At 60.5% G+C, this 15971-nt stretch carries 18 protein-coding genes; 12 read left to right on the top strand and 6 right to left on the bottom strand.

Annotated features, from left to right (window positions below):
• Window positions 1-101: 101 nt before the first annotated feature.
• Window positions 102-797 (top strand): glutathione S-transferase, encoded by a 696-nt coding sequence (locus tag NF676_RS11630; protein ID WP_252887741.1) that lies wholly within the window; start codon window positions 102-104, stop codon window positions 795-797.
• A gap of 48 nt (window positions 798-845) precedes the next feature.
• Here NF676_RS11630 and NF676_RS11625 read toward each other — a convergent pair whose 3' ends face one another.
• Entirely contained in the window at window positions 846-1856 is a 1011-nt protein-coding gene (locus NF676_RS11625) for a zinc-dependent alcohol dehydrogenase family protein (protein WP_252887740.1), read from the bottom strand.
• A gap of 157 nt (window positions 1857-2013) precedes the next feature.
• Between NF676_RS11625 and NF676_RS11620 the strand changes: the two genes are divergently transcribed.
• Window positions 2014-2928: a LysR family transcriptional regulator gene (locus NF676_RS11620; protein ID WP_056784938.1), complete on the top strand. Its 915-nt coding sequence runs from the start codon at window positions 2014-2016 to the stop codon at window positions 2926-2928.
• 37 nt (window positions 2929-2965) lie between these two features.
• Here NF676_RS11620 and NF676_RS11615 read toward each other — a convergent pair whose 3' ends face one another.
• Both NF676_RS11615 and NF676_RS11610 read right to left on the bottom strand, forming a co-directional pair.
• A complete protein-coding gene (locus NF676_RS11615; protein ID WP_370593534.1) occupies window positions 2966-3358 on the bottom strand; it encodes a carboxymuconolactone decarboxylase family protein in 393 nt (130 codons plus the stop codon).
• A 70-nt stretch (window positions 3359-3428) separates the two neighbouring features.
• The gene (locus NF676_RS11610) at window positions 3429-3815 is read right to left on the bottom strand and encodes a MerR family transcriptional regulator (protein ID WP_056784936.1); all 387 of its coding nucleotides are present in this window, start codon (window positions 3813-3815) and stop codon (window positions 3429-3431) included.
• Between the two features lie 262 nt (window positions 3816-4077).
• Here NF676_RS11610 and NF676_RS11605 point away from each other — a divergent pair, with 262 nt between their 5' ends.
• From NF676_RS11605 to NF676_RS11570, 8 genes are all read left to right on the top strand, one after another.
• Window positions 4078-4434, top strand: coding sequence for a metalloregulator ArsR/SmtB family transcription factor (locus tag NF676_RS11605; protein WP_150742657.1), 357 nt, complete (start codon window positions 4078-4080; stop codon window positions 4432-4434).
• A gap of 64 nt (window positions 4435-4498) precedes the next feature.
• A complete protein-coding gene (locus NF676_RS11600; protein ID WP_095179654.1) occupies window positions 4499-4969 on the top strand; it encodes an arsenate reductase ArsC in 471 nt (156 codons plus the stop codon).
• 47 nt (window positions 4970-5016) lie between these two features.
• Window positions 5017-5730 (top strand): arsenical resistance protein ArsH, encoded by a 714-nt coding sequence (arsH, locus tag NF676_RS11595; RefSeq protein WP_252877926.1) that lies wholly within the window; start codon window positions 5017-5019, stop codon window positions 5728-5730.
• Window positions 5731-5798: 68 nt separating this feature from the next.
• Entirely contained in the window at window positions 5799-6872 is a 1074-nt protein-coding gene (locus NF676_RS11590; RefSeq protein ID WP_252887739.1) for an ArsO family NAD(P)H-dependent flavin-containing monooxygenase, read from the top strand.
• Between the two features lie 211 nt (window positions 6873-7083).
• A complete protein-coding gene (locus NF676_RS11585; protein WP_252887738.1) occupies window positions 7084-7335 on the top strand; it encodes a hypothetical protein in 252 nt (83 codons plus the stop codon).
• A gap of 189 nt (window positions 7336-7524) precedes the next feature.
• A complete protein-coding gene (locus NF676_RS11580; RefSeq protein WP_150635626.1) occupies window positions 7525-8349 on the top strand; it encodes an oxidoreductase in 825 nt (274 codons plus the stop codon).
• Between the two features lie 230 nt (window positions 8350-8579).
• On the top strand, window positions 8580-9521 hold the full coding sequence (locus NF676_RS11575; protein ID WP_252887737.1) for an AraC family transcriptional regulator: 942 nt from the start codon (window positions 8580-8582) through the stop codon (window positions 9519-9521).
• A 119-nt stretch (window positions 9522-9640) separates the two neighbouring features.
• The gene (locus NF676_RS11570) at window positions 9641-10054 is read left to right on the top strand and encodes a PaaI family thioesterase (protein ID WP_041480531.1); all 414 of its coding nucleotides are present in this window, start codon (window positions 9641-9643) and stop codon (window positions 10052-10054) included.
• 76 nt (window positions 10055-10130) lie between these two features.
• Here NF676_RS11570 and NF676_RS11565 read toward each other — a convergent pair whose 3' ends face one another.
• Entirely contained in the window at window positions 10131-11702 is a 1572-nt protein-coding gene (locus NF676_RS11565) for a GMC family oxidoreductase (RefSeq protein ID WP_252887736.1), read from the bottom strand.
• A gap of 26 nt (window positions 11703-11728) precedes the next feature.
• Complete coding sequence (locus NF676_RS11560) at window positions 11729-12502, bottom strand: alpha/beta fold hydrolase (RefSeq protein ID WP_252887735.1); 774 nt, start codon at window positions 12500-12502, stop codon at window positions 11729-11731.
• An 88-nt stretch (window positions 12503-12590) separates the two neighbouring features.
• Between NF676_RS11560 and NF676_RS11555 the strand changes: the two genes are divergently transcribed.
• Window positions 12591-14030, top strand: a complete 1440-nt coding sequence (locus NF676_RS11555) for an HD domain-containing phosphohydrolase (RefSeq protein WP_252887734.1) — start codon at window positions 12591-12593, stop codon at window positions 14028-14030.
• Between the two features lie 13 nt (window positions 14031-14043).
• Here the strand turns inward: NF676_RS11555 and NF676_RS11550 are convergent, their stop codons facing one another.
• The gene (locus tag NF676_RS11550) at window positions 14044-14952 is read right to left on the bottom strand and encodes a LysR family transcriptional regulator (protein WP_252879921.1); all 909 of its coding nucleotides are present in this window, start codon (window positions 14950-14952) and stop codon (window positions 14044-14046) included.
• A gap of 208 nt (window positions 14953-15160) precedes the next feature.
• Between NF676_RS11550 and NF676_RS11545 the strand changes: the two genes are divergently transcribed.
• Window positions 15161-15937 carry an SDR family oxidoreductase gene (locus NF676_RS11545; protein ID WP_252887733.1) on the top strand — a complete coding sequence of 259 codons (777 nt, stop codon included), beginning with the start codon at window positions 15161-15163 and terminating at the stop codon, window positions 15935-15937.
• The last annotated feature ends 34 nt before the right edge of the window (window positions 15938-15971 follow it).

Genomic DNA, 15971 nt, shown 5'->3' with positions numbered 1-15971 from the left:
TACCCGCGAAAGATTTACCTGCCAATTGGCAGGTAGGGGATTGACAGGAATAAATTCTGGTCGCAGTCTTTGCCTACCAACTGACAGGCAGGGCAACTGAAATGACCGCTAACTCGACTCAAAACGACGCTCACTCCATTTCCGCATTGAAAATCTACGACTGGTACAACGGCCCCTACCCGGCGCGCGTGCGCATCGCCCTGGCGGAAAAATCGCTATTGGCCCGCACCGAATTCGTCTCGGTAAATCTGTGGAAAGGCGAACACAAGAACCCCGAGTTCTTGCGCTTGAACTACTCCGGAACGCTGCCAGTGCTGGAGCTGGAAGACGGCACGCTGCTCGCCGAATGCACGGCCATCACGCAATACCTGGACGTTCTCGATGGCAACCCTGTCCTCACCGGCCGCACACCGATTGAGCAAGGACGAATACACATGCTGACCAAACGTGCCGAGATCGAATTTCTCGATGCCGTCAGCGTGTATTTCCACCATGCAACCCCGGGACTCGGCCCGAAAGTGGAGCTGTACCAGAACGCTGAATGGGGCATGCGCATGCGGGACAAGGCTGTGCGCGGCATGCGCTATTTCGACAACTTGCTGCGTCAGCAGCCGTTCGTGGCCGGCACCAGTTTTTCCATGGCGGACATCGCCGTGTTGGGCGGGATGATCTTCTCGGCGCTGGTTGAGCTGGAAGTCCCGGAAGACTGCACGGCACTGCGCGAATGGCACGCGCGCATGCAGCAACGTCCGAGTGTGCAGCAATGGCGCGCGATGGTTGAGCGAGGCGAGCCGTAAAAAACCAGACCAGCAAAAAAGGCGCCTTGATCGGCGCCTTTTTCGTTGTCAGCCTACCTTGATCACAACCTTGCCAAACGCCCCCTTCGCCAGATGCTCATAGGCATCGCGCGCCTTTTCGAATGGATACACATGGTCGATCACCGGCCGAATATCGTGCTCGGCGAGGAACACGTTCATCCGGTCGAACGATGAACGCGGTGCCACCGCGATGCCGCGAATGGTGGTCTGGCGGAAGATCAGCGGCATCAGGTTCAGCTCGACAGTCTGCCCTGTCAGAAAGCCGATCTGCGCTATCCGCCCCGAAGCCTTGGTCGCTGCTACCGACTGATTGATGCCATTGCCTCCCGCCACATCAAGCAGCAGGTCCACACCCTTGCCCTCGGTGAGTTTCAGCACCTCGTCCGCCCAGTTCGGCGTGCTGCGGTAGTTGATACCGGCGATCGCGCCCAGACGTTTTACCGCGTGCAGATTGTCATCGCTGCTTGAGGTTGCGATGACTTTGGCGCCCAGCGCGGTGGCGATCTGCACGGCGAAAATCGATACGCCGCCGGTGCCCTGTACCAACACGGTCTGGCCCGGTTGAATAGCGCCGAAATCCACCAGTGCGTACCACGCGGTGAGTGCGGCGATTGGCAGCGTCGCCGCCTCTTCATCGCTCATGTTGGCCGGCGCGCCGACGGCGCTGTCCTGATGAATGATCATGTACTCGGCGAGGCCACCGGGCAGCGGCGAACCGAAGCAATAATCCGGCTCGTTCGGCCCCGGCTCTCCGTCAAGCCAGCGCGAGTACAGATGCGAATTGACTCGGTCGCCGACCTTGAAGCGTGTCACGCCGTCGCCGATCGCAACCACCGTGCCGACGGCATCGCTGACCGGAATCAACGGTTTTGGCACCATGTGCGGCTCATAGATGCCGTCAACGATGGCCTTGTCGCGAAAATTCAGCGACACCGCGCCGACCTTGACCAGCAGCTCGCCAGCCTTGGGCTGCGGGGTTTGCGTCTCGCCCAGTTGCAGATTGTCGAGCCCGAAATCTTTCAGTAACCACGCTTTCATGATGTGTCTCCAAATGCATTATTGGCCGCAAACCCTCAGCGGGCTTGCCTTGGGGCCATGATTGGCTTTTACATCAGCGCAATAAATGCTTGGAAACAGACATGATTGTTCTATTCTCAGGCAACAAATCCAGATACTGAAGCTCACCGGAAAAGTCATGGAATTACTGCAATCGATGCGCCTGTTCGCCCGACTGGCGGAGCTGGGCAGTTTCACCAAAGCCGCTGAGTCGCTGGACATCGGCCGGCCGCAGGTCACTCGCTATATTCAGGAACTGGAAACATCGCTGGGCGTGCGCCTCTTCCAGCGCACTACGAGGAAAGTCGCACTCACCGCCGAGGGTGAACTTTTCTATCAGCGGGTCCAGGAAATTCTGGCCGAGATCACCGCCGCCACCACAATGTTCGATCGCACCGGAGCCACGCTGTCCGGCCGCCTGCGCATCGACATTCCCACGGCGTTCGCGCAGCTGGAATTCATCAAAAGCCTGCGCGAATTCACCGACACCTACCCCGGCATCGATATGGTGCTGGGCGTCACCGATCGTGCGGTTGATCTGGTCGGCGAAGGCATCGACTGCGCGCTGCGCATCGGCGAGCTGCCCGACTCAACCCTGATCGCCCGCCCTATCGCCTTGGCGACCATGGTCACCTGCGCCGCGCCCGAATACCTGCGCGAGCACGGCACACCGGAAACGCTTGGAGATCTGGCGAACCATCAAGGCGTGAACTTTCTCTCGGGCCAGAACAACCGCACCTTGCCCTGGCAGTTTTCAGTTGAGGGCAAACAGAAATCCTACGTCAGCCGCCAAGGTATTACCGTCACCGAGTCGAACGCCTACGTGCAGTGTGGCGTGTCGGGCTTCGGCATTATTCAGGCACCGGGTATCGCGGTGGCAGAGCATCTGGCTAACGGTGCTCTGGTGGAAATTCTGCAACCGCTGCGCCCGCTGCCTCGGCCAGTGACGCTTTTGTACCCGAGCCGCACGCATTTGCCGGCGCAGGTGCAGGTGTTTATCGAATGGCTGCAGGTGCGGTTTGTGCAGTTGCATGGGGGGTGGGTGGTAGGTTGAATCTGGCTTTATCCCGCAGTTTCTGCAGCGTGCGCACCTAGGATTTAACACTGATCCCGCGAGCAGCAAAGACTTCACGCGCAGCCGTTATACCGTTCAAGGCGCTGGGAAATCCTGCGTATACGGTCATTTGCAAGATCACATCGACCACCGCCTCCGGTGTGCACCCGACGTTCAGGGCGCCGCCGATATGCACTTTCAGTTGTGGCTGTGCATTGCCCAGTGCGGTCAGTGCCGCAACGGTTGCCAGCTCACGAGTGCAGTGATCGAGCCCGGGGCGGGCGAAGACATCGCCGTAGGCAAAACTCAGAATCCAGTCCGCAAGCTCTGGAGCAGTATCCTTCAATGAATCAACCACTGCCTGACCAGGTCCGCCAGTAATCTGCGTCAGAGCGGCTTCTCCGCGCGCTCGACGATCAGTCATGTCCACGGGCGCTGCCACACTGGTCACGCTTGCGCCAATCAATGTGGCGGACAGCAAGCGGTTGAAACCGGGAAGTTTACGGATCATGGTGATGCTCCTTTTGCTCGAGTTGGTGATAGATCTGAATCTTGTTATCCAGAACCTCCAGGGACTGGCTCAACTGGCTGATCTGCGCTTGCACGTCCCGGCGATGCTGCTCGAGAAGCTCGCGGCGTTCTGCCAGGGTCGAGTCGCCTGATCGGCGCAGTTCGGCATACCGCAGCATTTGCTGGATCGGCATTCCGGTCGCCTTCAACCGGAGCAGAAACTCGGCCCACAGCACATCCTTCTCGGCGTACACCCGGTGGCCATTGCCACCGCGCCCAACCGGGTCGAACAGCCCGATGCGCTCGTAATAGCGGATCGTGTGAGCGCTCAAATCAAGGCGCTTGGCCAACTGTGAAATTGTCAGTTCTGGATTCATGTCATCACCGTAAAGGTTTGAGCGTGCTCTAAGTCAATGGCTATTTTCAATCAGTTGGAATCAGACAAATCGCGGGCACTATCCGCGCGGTCCGTCGCTATCAGTCTCGACGGTTCAACCCCTGTTATATTCGCTTTACCAGATATATGAGAATACGTATATTCGGCCATCCATATTCACTGATCAGCAATCATTCCCTCGCCTTTTCAGCCTGAGCGTCAAGCTCATCGTTTTGGTCAAGACACAAGCTTCTGGAGGATGTATGACAGAACCCATGACCCCCACCACTTTGTTCAAGTGTCTGGCCGATGACACCCGGGCCAAAATTTCCCTGCTTGTCGTGCGCGAAGGCGAGTTGTGTGTATGCGAGCTGACGGCAGCACTCGACCTCAGTCAGCCGAAGATTTCTCGCCACTTGGCGCTGCTGCGCTCCGCCGGTTTGCTGCTGGATCGTCGCCAGGGTCAATGGGTGTACTACCGGCTGAATCCTGATGTGCCCGCGTGGGTGGCAGCAGTTTTGAAGGCAGTGGCAGACGCCAATCAGCCATGGCTGGAAACCGAGGCCAAGCGCCTGTGCTGCATGAGCGACCGACCGATCAATCAGGCCATGTGCAGCTGATTCATGCCCACCGGATCAACCACCCTGGCACTGCGCCTCAGTTTCTGAATGAAGGAATCGTCTGATGAAAATCTTGTTCATGTGCACCCACAACAGCTGCCGCAGCATTCTGTCCGAGGCGCTTTTCAACCATTTGGCGCCCGAGGGCGTAGACGCTGTCAGCTCAGGCAGCTTTCCCAGTGGCCGGGTGAATCAACGGGCACTGCAAACGCTGGAGGCGGCGGGTATTTCCACAGTGGGCTTGAGCAGCAAGGCTTCGGATGCTTTTGAGGGCTCGCCTCCGGACATCGTGATCACAGTCTGTGATCGGGCTGCGGGAGAAGCATGCCCGATCTTTTTCGGCCCAGCCCTGAAGGCGCATTGGGGGCTGGCCGACCCGTCTGAGGCTAGCGGGTCGGAAGCCGAGATCACCGCAGCGTTTGCAACCACACTGGCCAAAATCCAGGAACGCGTGAGTGCGTTTCTCGCACTGCCGCTCAAGACCATGAGCCCTGACCAACTGCAAGCTGAACTGAACCGCATCGGTTCGCTTTGAAGATCAACCGAGGCGCCCCCCCTCCAGGTGCCGCCGCAGGAGTTCATATGCAAGAGACATTGCCAAACGTACACGCCGACCTGATCGACATTCCTACGCTGGAGCAGCTGTCTCCGCGTAATCCTTCGCCCCACAAACCTCGCATTTTGCTGCTATACGGATCGACGCGAGAGCGCTCGTTCAGTCGTCTGGTCACGCAAGAAGCGGCACGCCTGCTGAATGAGTTTGGCGCCGAAACCAGGATTTTTGACCCTGCGGGTCTGCCGCTGCCTGATGACGCCCCCGACACACATCCCAAAGTCGCGGAGTTGCGCGAGCTGATGCAATGGTCAGAGGGTCAGGTGTGGTGCTCTCCTGAGCGTCACGGCTCCATGAGTGCCGTGTTCAAAGCGCAGATCGACTGGGTTCCGCTGGCGCTGGGCGCTGTACGACCTACGCAAGGCAAAACCCTCGCTGTGATGCAGGTCTGCGGCGGCTCGCAGTCCTTCAACGTGGTCAATCAGTTGCGGGTACTTGGCCGCTGGATGCGGATGTTCACCATCCCGAACCAGTCTTCCGTGGCCAAGGCGTTCACCGAGTTCGATGAAGCGGGTCGCATGAAGCCTTCTTCGTACTACGACCGCTTGGTGGACGTGATGGAAGAATTGATGAAGTTCACGCTGCTCTTGCGCGATCGTCAGGATTACCTGGTCGACCGTTATTCCGAGCGCAAGGAATCCGCCGAAGAGCTGTCCAGACGAGTCAACCAGCGTTCAATTTGATACCTGTGTGCGGAAACGGTATGAGCGCACCACGATCTTTCACACGTTGAGGCCTTTGCGCCGGGAGGATGCTGGTGAGTCAGAATTCGACACTTGATGTTGTGGTCATTGGTGGTGGTCAATCCGCGCTGACAGTCGCCTATTTTTTGAAGCGCACAGGCTTGTCTTACGTGCTGCTCGATGCCGAGCCGGGACCGGGAGGCGCCTGGCGGCATGGCTGGGATTCGCTGCGACTCTTCTCGCCGTCGGCATGGAGCTCGATTGCAGGCTGGCCGATGCCGGCCATAACCGAGGGGACGCCCGGGCGGGACGATGTTGTCGAATACCTGACTCAGTACGAGCGCCGGTATGACTTCCCCATCATCCGTTCCACGCGGGTGACCGGTGTCGAGAAGATCGAAGGCGGGTTGCGCGTTATCTCAAAGGACAATTACTGGGACGCCAAAGCGGTTATCAGTGCAACAGGCACCTGGAGCCGCCCGTTCGTACCGGACTATCCCGGCCAGGCGTTGTTTGCAGGCAGGCAGCTTCATTCCGCTCATTACGTCGGGCCGAACGGGTTTGCGGGTAAAAACGTCCTTGTCGTCGGTGGCGGCAACTCCGGCGCCCAGATTTACGCCGAGGTCTCCAAAGTGGCTCAGGCAACCTGGGTCACGCAACAGGCCCCAACGTTCTTACCTGATGAGGTGGATGGACGAGTCCTGTTCGAACGCGCTACTGCTCGACTGAAGGCGCAGCAGGATGGCGTGGAGCCTCAACAGCCCGTTGGAGGGCTGGGCGACATCGTCATGGTGCCGCCGGTGAAGGAAGCTCGCGAACGCGGTGTACTGAACGCAGTACGGCCGTTCACGCGTTTTACTTCGACGGGGGTTGTGTGGTCATCGGGCATCGAGACAAAGGTGGACGCTGTCATCTGGTGCACGGGTTTTGCTCCGGCGCTCGACCACCTGAACAGCCTGGGCGTTGTAGGCCGGGATGGCAAAGTGATTGTGGACGAAAGCCGAAGCGTTGCGATGCCCGAACTGTGGCTGGTGGGTTATGGCGACTGGACGGGGCTCGCTTCTGCCACATTGATCGGCGTAACCCGCACCGCCCGGGATGTAGTCAAGCAAGTGCAAAGCTATCTCACTGGCGGAACCTGATTGCTCGCGGCGCCGTGAAGCCATAAGGTCGCTAGCCTGTAAATCATCTTCAGCGAGCAGAATCAGGCAAGTCGCCAACAGTATCCGCCTAACGCCGACACCGCCCTGCCCCCTAATCTGAACCCATGCAGAACACACCACTGCAACGGGTTAACCAGATACGGATCTGAACGACCCGGACCTCAATCTCAACTTGACCGGAGTCACCGCCATGAAAACTGTAAGCCAACTGATCGCCGTCGCCACTTTCGCCCTCAGCGCCAGCGCATTCGCCGTACCGAGCAATCAGGAAGATCGTTTCTTCACCCAGGTCAACGAACCACAGCAGACTGTTGCTGCCGATGGCTCGGAACGTACGCCGCAGGGTCAGGCCATCGCTGCCGACGGCTCAGACCGCACCCCACTGGGCGAGGCGCTCGCCGCTGATGGATCAGACCGGACCCCAGGTCGTCGCGCAGCTTAAGCGCATGATGCTGAGACAAGAAAAGTCCTGCAGGTTTGAAACCTGCAGGGCTTTTCCGTTTTTTGAGGCAAGACCTGATCGAAAACCCTACTGATAGGAACAGGCAATACTCCGATCCGATTCGGCATCGTCCGCCAGCGTTATCCGCCCTAGCATGGCCTCTCCAATTGCCTGCTGGAGTACAGATCCATGAAGACCCTTTTCATCACCGGTGTCAGCAGCGGCTTTGGCCAAGCGCTGGCCAAGGAAGCACTTGCCCAGGGCCATAAGATCATCGGCACAGTGCGCAGCGAATCAGCGCTGGCAGCCTTCGAAGCGCTGTCGCCCGAACGCGCTCATGGGGTGGTGCTGGACGTTACCGATTTCGATGCCATCGATGGGGTGGTTGCGGCAGTGGAGGATCGCCACGGCCCGGTGGACGTGCTGGTCAACAACGCAGGTTATGGCCACGAGGGGATTTTTGAAGAGTCGTCGCTGCAGGAAATGCGCCGCCAGTTCGACGTCAACGTGTTCGGCGCGGTGGCGGTGGCCAAGGCGTTCGTCCCGTATTTTCGCCAGCGCCGCGCGGGGCATGTTCTTAATATCACGTCGATGGGGGGCCATATCACCATGCCCGGGATCGCGTATTACTGCGGCAGCAAGTTTGCGCTTGAGGGCATCTCCGACACCTTGAGCAAGGAGCTTGCGCCCTTCAATATTTTTGTCACCGCTGTGGCGCCGGGGTCATTTCGCACCGACTGGGCAGGCCGCTCGATGCAACGCACGCCGCGTAGCATCAGTGACTACGACGCAAGCTTCGATCCGGTGCGCAAGGCCCGGGAGGAGAAAAGCGGCCAGCAGCTGGGCGATCCGCTGAAAGCTGCACGGGCCATGCTGACCATCATCGACAGTCCAGATCCGCCGGCTCACCTGCTATTGGGCAGTGATGCGCTGGCGCTGGTGCGTGACAAGTTGCAGCAGACGGCGGAGAGTATTGAGCAATGGGCAGCGCTTAGTCGTTCGACGGATGGCTGAAAGATCAAAAGCACCCTCACCCCAGCCCTCTCCCGGAGGGAGAGGGAGCCGATCCGGGTGGATTCAACCCCCGCGTTCGGCACAATATTACAGGTCGGCGTAGTACCAGAAAGCACCACGGTCAGTCCCCTCTCCCTCTGGGAGAGGGCTAGGGTGAGGGCTCTGTCTGACACCCCGCCAATCAGCCAGACAGGTTCAAACGCGCCTTTTCACAAGGAAACCCACAGCCCATGCCGAAACCGAAAGACCCAATCACAGCGCGCATGGTCCAGCTAATGAGCCAGCTCGCCCCGCTGGAAGGTTACAACCTGAGCCCGCTGGACGATGTACGTTTCCTGCGTTCCAACCGACCGCTGACCCGCACGCCGGTGCTGTATGAACCGGGCATCGTCATCCTCTGTCAGGGGCGTAAACGCGGTTACCTCGGCAATGAAATCTACGTCTACGACGCTCAGCACTATCTGGTGGTGTCGGTGCCGGTACCCTTCACCATGGAAACCGACGCCAGCGAAGCGGAGCCGATGCTGGCGGTGTACGTGCGCCTGGATTTCGCCCTGGCCGGCGAGCTGATTCAGCAAGTGGATGAGCGGTGGGAATTTCCCACAGCGCAACCGATGGGCATGTACGCCTCGCCTCTCGACGAACCGCTACGCCAATCGACCCTGCGCTTTCTTGAAGTGATGAGCAACGATGCCGACGCGCAAATCCTCGGCCCGGCGATGCTGCGCGAGCTCTACTACCGTATCCTCACCGGCGAACAAGGTGGCACCCTGCGCGCCGCCATCGCCCAACAAGGCCAGTTCGGCAAAGTGACCCGCGCCATCCACAAGATCCACAGTTGCTATAACCAACATCTAGACGTAGAAGCCCTGGCCGAAGAAGCGCAGATGAGCGTGCCGAATTTTCACCTGCACTTTCGCAAGGTTACCGATTCCTCGCCGATGCAGTATCTGAAGTCGACGCGGCTGCACCAGGCGCGATTGCTGATGCTACGTAACGACCTGACCGCGGCAAAATCTGCGTTTCTGGTCGGTTACGAAAGCGCCTCGCAATTCAGCCGCGACTTCAAACGCCTCTTCGGCCGCACACCGCTGGCGGAAGTTGCGTGGATGAAACAGGCCTATGCGCTGCCGGCACCGACGAGTGCTTCGCCGTTTGTGTCGTCGCACTGATTTTCAGTGCCACGCTCCGCGCACTTATCGGAGCAAATTCCCCGTTCGCATAGTGCTTGCCCCCTCCTGCGACTCCCCGCTCAATCGCACAGGTCAGTCGCCTGCATCAGGATGGGAACATGAACACCACGGCCATTCCCGAAGGTTTCACTCCATTGACCCGCAGCAGTCCGTTGCTGGATCTGCTCGGCCCGATCTACGCCAGGGGTCAGGGGCTGCACTTGGAATTGGGTTTACTGACCGACTCCCGCCACGCCAATGGCCGTGGCACTTTGCATGGCGGTGTATTGGCGACACTGGCGGACGTGGGCATGGGTTACGCCATGGCCTTTTCCAGCGATCCGCCGCAGCCGTTGATCACCGCGAGCATGACCCTGGATTATCTCGGCGCGGTGCAAATCAACGAGTGGCTCGAAGTGCGTCTTGAGCACTCCAGAAAGGGCCGCCAATTGGCGTTTGCTGGCGTCAGTCTGCACGTCGGTGAGCGAACGGTTGCGCGCGCCAGTGCCGTGTTCGCCGTGCCGATGAATTGAATCGACTGACTCGACTCATCGTCCCACCCTGGACGGCAGGCCGGGATTTGCCGCCCCGCCCGCACGGCCATTACCTTCAAGGCATGGTGTTCGCCATCGTCACCCCATACGCAGCCAGAAGCATATCCGCCGCCCGCTCACCAATAACGACACACGGCGCCATCGTGTTGCCAACGGTAATGCGCGGCATGATCGAGGCATCTGCAACGCGCAGCCCGTCGATCCCGTACACGCGTAATTGGTGGTCAACCACCGACAGCGCATCGCGGCCCATTTTTGCCGTGCACGACAGGTGCCAGTAGGTCACGGCCGAATTGCGGATGAACTGTTCCATAGCGCGACGCTCTCTGGGACCGGGCACGACTTCGCGCTTGATCAGCGCATTGAAGGCCTGGCTGTTGCCGAGTGCGCGGCACAGTTCGATCGACGCATGGGCTGCGGCCATGTCCTCGGGCTCGCTCAGGGAGTTCGGCTCAATGATCGGTGCATCCAGCGGCCCAGCACCCGACAACCGCAAGCGTCCGCGACTGGCAGGTCTGGCAAGCCCGGCGAACATGGTCCAGCCATGCTCCGGCGGCTCGATGGCGACCTCAGGCGGAGACGGTACCGCGAATGCCAACTGGCACTGCAACAGGTCCGGGGCTTCCAGGCGGCTGTCGCTTTTCCAGTACAAGGTGGTTTCGCATCCGCTGCCAGCGACGGCCTGGGGTTGTCGATACTCCCACGTGCAAGCGAACGCCAGATGATCCTGCAAATTCTCGCCCACACCGGGTAGATGAACGACCGGTGCGATGCCGTGTTTTCGCAGTTCATCCGCCGGGCCGATGCCCGACTGCATGAGCACTTTCGGTGATTGCACCGCGCCCATGGACAGGATGACTTCAGCTGCGGCATGAAAGCAGCGCCGCTCGCCGGCGATCAACACTTCGACACCGACGGCCCGGGTGCCGACCAGCAACACGCGGGTCACTAAGGCTCCGGTCAGCACCGTCAGATTTGGACATTGCAAGCGTGGCTGGATGTAGGCGTCGTAAACCGATTCGCGCTTGCCCTGTTTGATGCGCAGGTCGGTGACAGCGATCCCACCTGCGCCTTCCATCATCTCGCCATTGGGACTGTCGAATCGGGGGATGCCCAGATCGCTGGCCGCCTCCAGCGTTGCCCACGCAAGGGGTTGAGGCGTGGCCGGCTGTTCGACATGTACCGGCCCACCTGAACCACGCCGAGTGGCGTCCGGGCTGCCTTGCCAGTTTTCGATCCTGCGGTAGTAATCGAGAACCGATGCGTAGCCCCAGGCCGGGTCGCCAGACTCGGCAGCAAAATGCTCCCAATCGGCGCGATGGCCGCGCGACCAGACCATCACGTTGATGCTCGAACCTCCACCGAGCCCCTTGCCCATGCTCAGCGGGAGCCGTCGACCGTTGAGGCGTGGATCGGATTGCCCCTCGAATGCCCAGTCGCGCGCGGAGCCGAGGTTCAGCGGCCATTGCGCCGGTTCGGTCACCTCGGGGCCTGAGTAACCTTCGCCGGCTTCAATCAGCAGAACCCGTGCGCCTGACTGATCGGCAAGCCGCGCAGCGACCACGCAGCCCGACGTGCCGGCACCACAGACAATGAAATCATAGTCGTGAGCGCTTCGAGGGTTCATACGCCCACTCTCCTTCGATGCCGCGATCACTGCTCAGCAACGCCGTGCACGGCCTTGAGAATCACCGCCGCGACTTGCGCCGGCTGCGACTGCTGCGGGACATGGCTGGACTTCACCTCGGCGAGGGTCGCACTGATGCGCTTGGCGGCAGACCGCTGGACGTCGGGATGAATCATCCGGTCTTCGGTAGCGAGCAGGTACCAGGACGGCTTGGTTTTCCAGGCCGAAACGGTGGTTTTATCTTCGAAAGCCGAGGCCTTGATCGGCCCCTGTGTGGCGGTCATGACGGCGGTCTGCGCGGCCGGCAGATCCTGAGCGAAATCCTTGGCCATGCCTTCAGCGGTCAGATAGAGGAAGCCGTTACCGTCGGCCTTGATCTGACTGATGCCCGGCGGCGTCGGCGCGCCTTTACCCTGCTCGCCGCTGGTTTGCCCGGCCTTTGGCGCGAAGGCGGCGACGTACACCAGAGCGCTCACTTTCTGGTCGTTGCCGGCTTCGGTGATCACCGTGCCGCCCCAGGAGTGACCGACCAGCACCACCTTGCCCTGCTGGTTGTTCAGCGCGCGGCGCGTGGCGGCAACATCATCGGCCAGCGAGGTGAGCGGATTTTGCACAACGGTAACGGCCACGCCTTTGGCTTGCAGCAGTGGCACCACTTTGGCCCAGTCGGAACCGTCGGCGAAGGCGCCGTGTACGATCACCACCGAAGGCGTTGTATCCTGCGCGTGGCTGGCGCCGGCCATGAAGGTACTGGCCAGGGCAAAGGCGACGGTGGCGAATTTCGATTTGATTGTTTTCATTGGATGAGCTCCTGTTCGGGAGTTCAGAGTGTGCTGGCCGGCCTGCGATGTGGGCATCGGTCAATTATCCGACCCCGGGGCATTTTTCATGGATAGTGGCTTGCAACTGGACATCTCACTGGACGGCGCACTGGCAACCATCGCCCAGGTCGGTGACCTCAGCATGGGGCAACCGCTCGGTCACTCCCGGCGCGTTGCCGCTTTGGCGCGGATGCTCGCGCAGGCATGCCACGGCGACGGTGAGCATCTGCAGGTTGCAGAGCAGATTGCCTTGCTGCGCTGGTCTGGGTGCACGGCCAACGCCGAAGGCTTTGCCGACCTGCTGGGTGACGACGTCGATGGTCGCCGCGCAATGCTCGATCTGACCCTGGGCAATGAGCAGATGAACGCGGTGCATCAGGCAACCCCGCTGGCCGTGGTGCACTGTGAAGTGTCCGGTGCAATCGCCAAAACCCTCCAGCTCGGAACCGCCGTCGAAGCGGGCCTGTGTCGGGTGTTCGAAACCTACGACGGCACTGGCCGACCGCTCGGCGTGGCGCATGAACATATCCCGGAGGTGGCCTATCAGGTGGTCATGGCCGGTGATCTGGATATTCTCACTCGCGCTCACGGCCTGGACGCGGCGTTGCGCTGGATCAACGAGCAGTCGGATCGGCGCTATCCAGCGTCGCTGGTGTCGTTGCTGGTGGCCAATGCCAAGGCCTGGCTGGCGGATCTGGAAACGCTTTGCACAAAAGTTGAACCCGCGCCTGAGCAGCGTCGTGTCTCGCTGACTTTGGTCGGAGACGTCATTGACTTGAAGCTGCCATGGCTGGCCGGGCATTCGCGTCAGGTCGCGCATGTTGCCGTGGAAGCTGCGCGCCTGTGGGGGCTGGGTGAGCCGGCTTTGGCAAACATTGGCAAGTCCGCGCTGATTTACGGTCTCGGCCGCGCAGCCGTTTCCAATCACCTATGGAATAGCCCGGGGTCGCTGCCCTACGGTGCGGCAGAGCGAGTGCGGCTGGTGCCTTACTGGACGCAACAGGCGCTCCGACCGGTTCCTGAACTGGCCGCGCCCGCCGAAATAGCCACCCACGCGTATGAACGGCTCGATGGCAGCGGCTATTTTCGCGGCGTGGCCGGTGATGCACTGAATGCCGAACATCGGCTGTTCGCCACCTCGGTCGCCTGGGTAGCGTTGAGGCAAGCCCGGCCATGGCGAACAGCCCACGACGAAGCCGCAGCAGCCACGCTACTCAAACAGGATGCTGGCCGTGGTCTGTTCGACAACGATGTCTGCGAAGCGGTCATTGCCGCCGCCAGTGGCGAGCGTCGCCTGCGGCAACCCAAGCCTTCGCTGCTGACAGCGCGTGAGTGCCGCATTCTTCTGGAGATCAGCCGTGGCGCCAGCAACAAGCAAGTCGCGCAACTGTTGGCTATCAGTCCGAGCACGGTACGCACGCACATGGAAAGCATCTTTCGCAAATTGCAATGCTCGACCCGTGCAGCCGCCACTCTGAAGGGGCTGACACTGGGCTTGATCGCCTGAGCCCTGCGCCGGGTCAAGCCTGATCAGCCTGCCTGGCGCGAGCAAGTTCGATGAATGCCCTGGCGGCCGCAGAGGGATTGCGGCGGTTCGGGTAGTACAGGCACAACCTGTCTCGGGGCGGGGTCCAGTCCTTGAGTACCTGCACGAACTCGCCGCTGCGGATTTCGTCACGAACGTCCTGCTCCATGAAAAAGCCCAGCCCCATATCCGCCTGCACCGCCACCTTGACCACGCTCGATTCATCCAGGGTCAGCGGCCCGTTCACATCCAGACGAATGACTTCGCCGTCGCGCTCGAAATACCAAGGGAAAATCGCCCCGTTCGGCAGTCGCACACGGATGCATCGATGCCCGGGCAGATCGGACGGCGTGCGCGGTTTGCCGTGTTGTGCAAAATACCCCGGCGAACCGACCACCGCGTACCGTTGCGGCGGGCCGACTGGCACCACAATCACATCGTTGGGCACAAGGCCTGCCGAGCGCACGCCGAAATCGAAGCCGTCAGCCACGATATCCACCAGCCGGCCTTCGGTCACAAGGTCAATGTGGACTTTCGGATGCTGCTGCAAAAACTCGATCACCAGTGGCAGCAACGCCGAACGAGCAGCGCTGGCGAATGCGTTGATGCGCAGCGTTCCCGAGGGTCCGGCATTCTGCGATCGCACTGCATCCAGTGCGGCGCGCAAGTCGTGCAAGGCTGGCCCCACTTGCTCGAGAAACACCCTGCCCGCTTCGGTGATGGCGACGCTGCGGGTGGTGCGGTTGAACAGGCGCGATTCGAGGCGCGCTTCGAGTTGCGCAATGGTGTTGCTCAGCGCGGTGGTCGAAACGTCGAGATCAATGGCAGCCTGGCGGAACGACCCCCTGCGTGCCACCGCTATAACGGCATCCAGTTCATTAAGGGCTAAGCGATCCTGGGCCATGGATTGTCCTGTTTTCCGGGATGGGTCATTACGATTTGTCCCAGTTGAACAAACTATCTGCAGCGCAGCAAGATGACTCCGGACCATCAATCAGGAGTCAGGCAATGAACCTTCAACTTTCCAACGTCGTGCAAACGTATCTCACGGTCACCGACGAGAAAAAAATCTCCGACGCAATCCATCAATTCGTCGCGCTGGAGATTTCGCCATGCTGAATTCAGGATTGACTGGCAAGCGGGTCCTCGTCACCGGCGGCACCAAGGGAATCGGCAAAGCAGTGGTCGAGTGGTTTCTGGCCGAGGACGCAAAGGTCATCACCTCGGCTCGCCAAGTGGACGTCGAAATGCCAAGCGCACTGCTGGTTGCGGCTGATCTTTCGACACGGGAAGGTTGTGACGCACTCATCGCTGCGGTCGAACAGCAACTGGGCGGCGTCGACATAGTGATCCATGTCCTGGGTGGCTCGTCGGCCCCCGGTGGTGGTTTTGCGGCGCTGGACGAGGAACAGTGGCAACGCGAGCTCAACCTGAATCTGCTGCCGGCGGTGCGCCTTGATCGCGCCCTGCTCCCGGACATGCTCGAGCGTCGTAATGGCGTGGTGATCCATGTCACATCCATCCAGAGTCGGCTGCCACTGCCGGAATCAACGACGGCGTACGCGGCGGCCAAGGCTGCGCTGTCGACCTACAGCAAAAGCCTGTCGAAAGAAGTGTCACCCAAGGGGGTTCGCGTCGTGCGGGTATCGCCGGGCTGGGTTGAAACCGAAGCGTCGGTGGCATTCGCCGAGCGACTCGCGCAGGAGGCAGGCACTGACTATCAAGGTGGCAAAGACATCATCATGCAGGCCCTGGGCGGTATCCCGCTCGGCCGCCCGTCGACGCCAGTTGAAGTGGCTGAGCTGATCGGGTTCCTGGCATCGCCGCGAGCAGCGTCGATCACCGGGAGTGAATTTGTGATCGACGGCGGCACCATCCCGACCATTTAGCCGCCAGTCTGCGGGTCATGGACGACCCGCAGAA

The organism is Pseudomonas siliginis, assembly GCF_024072275.1.
Classification (GTDB): Bacteria; Pseudomonadota; Gammaproteobacteria; order Pseudomonadales; family Pseudomonadaceae; genus Aquipseudomonas; species Aquipseudomonas siliginis.
This window is presented reverse-complemented; position numbering and strand designations above follow the sequence as displayed.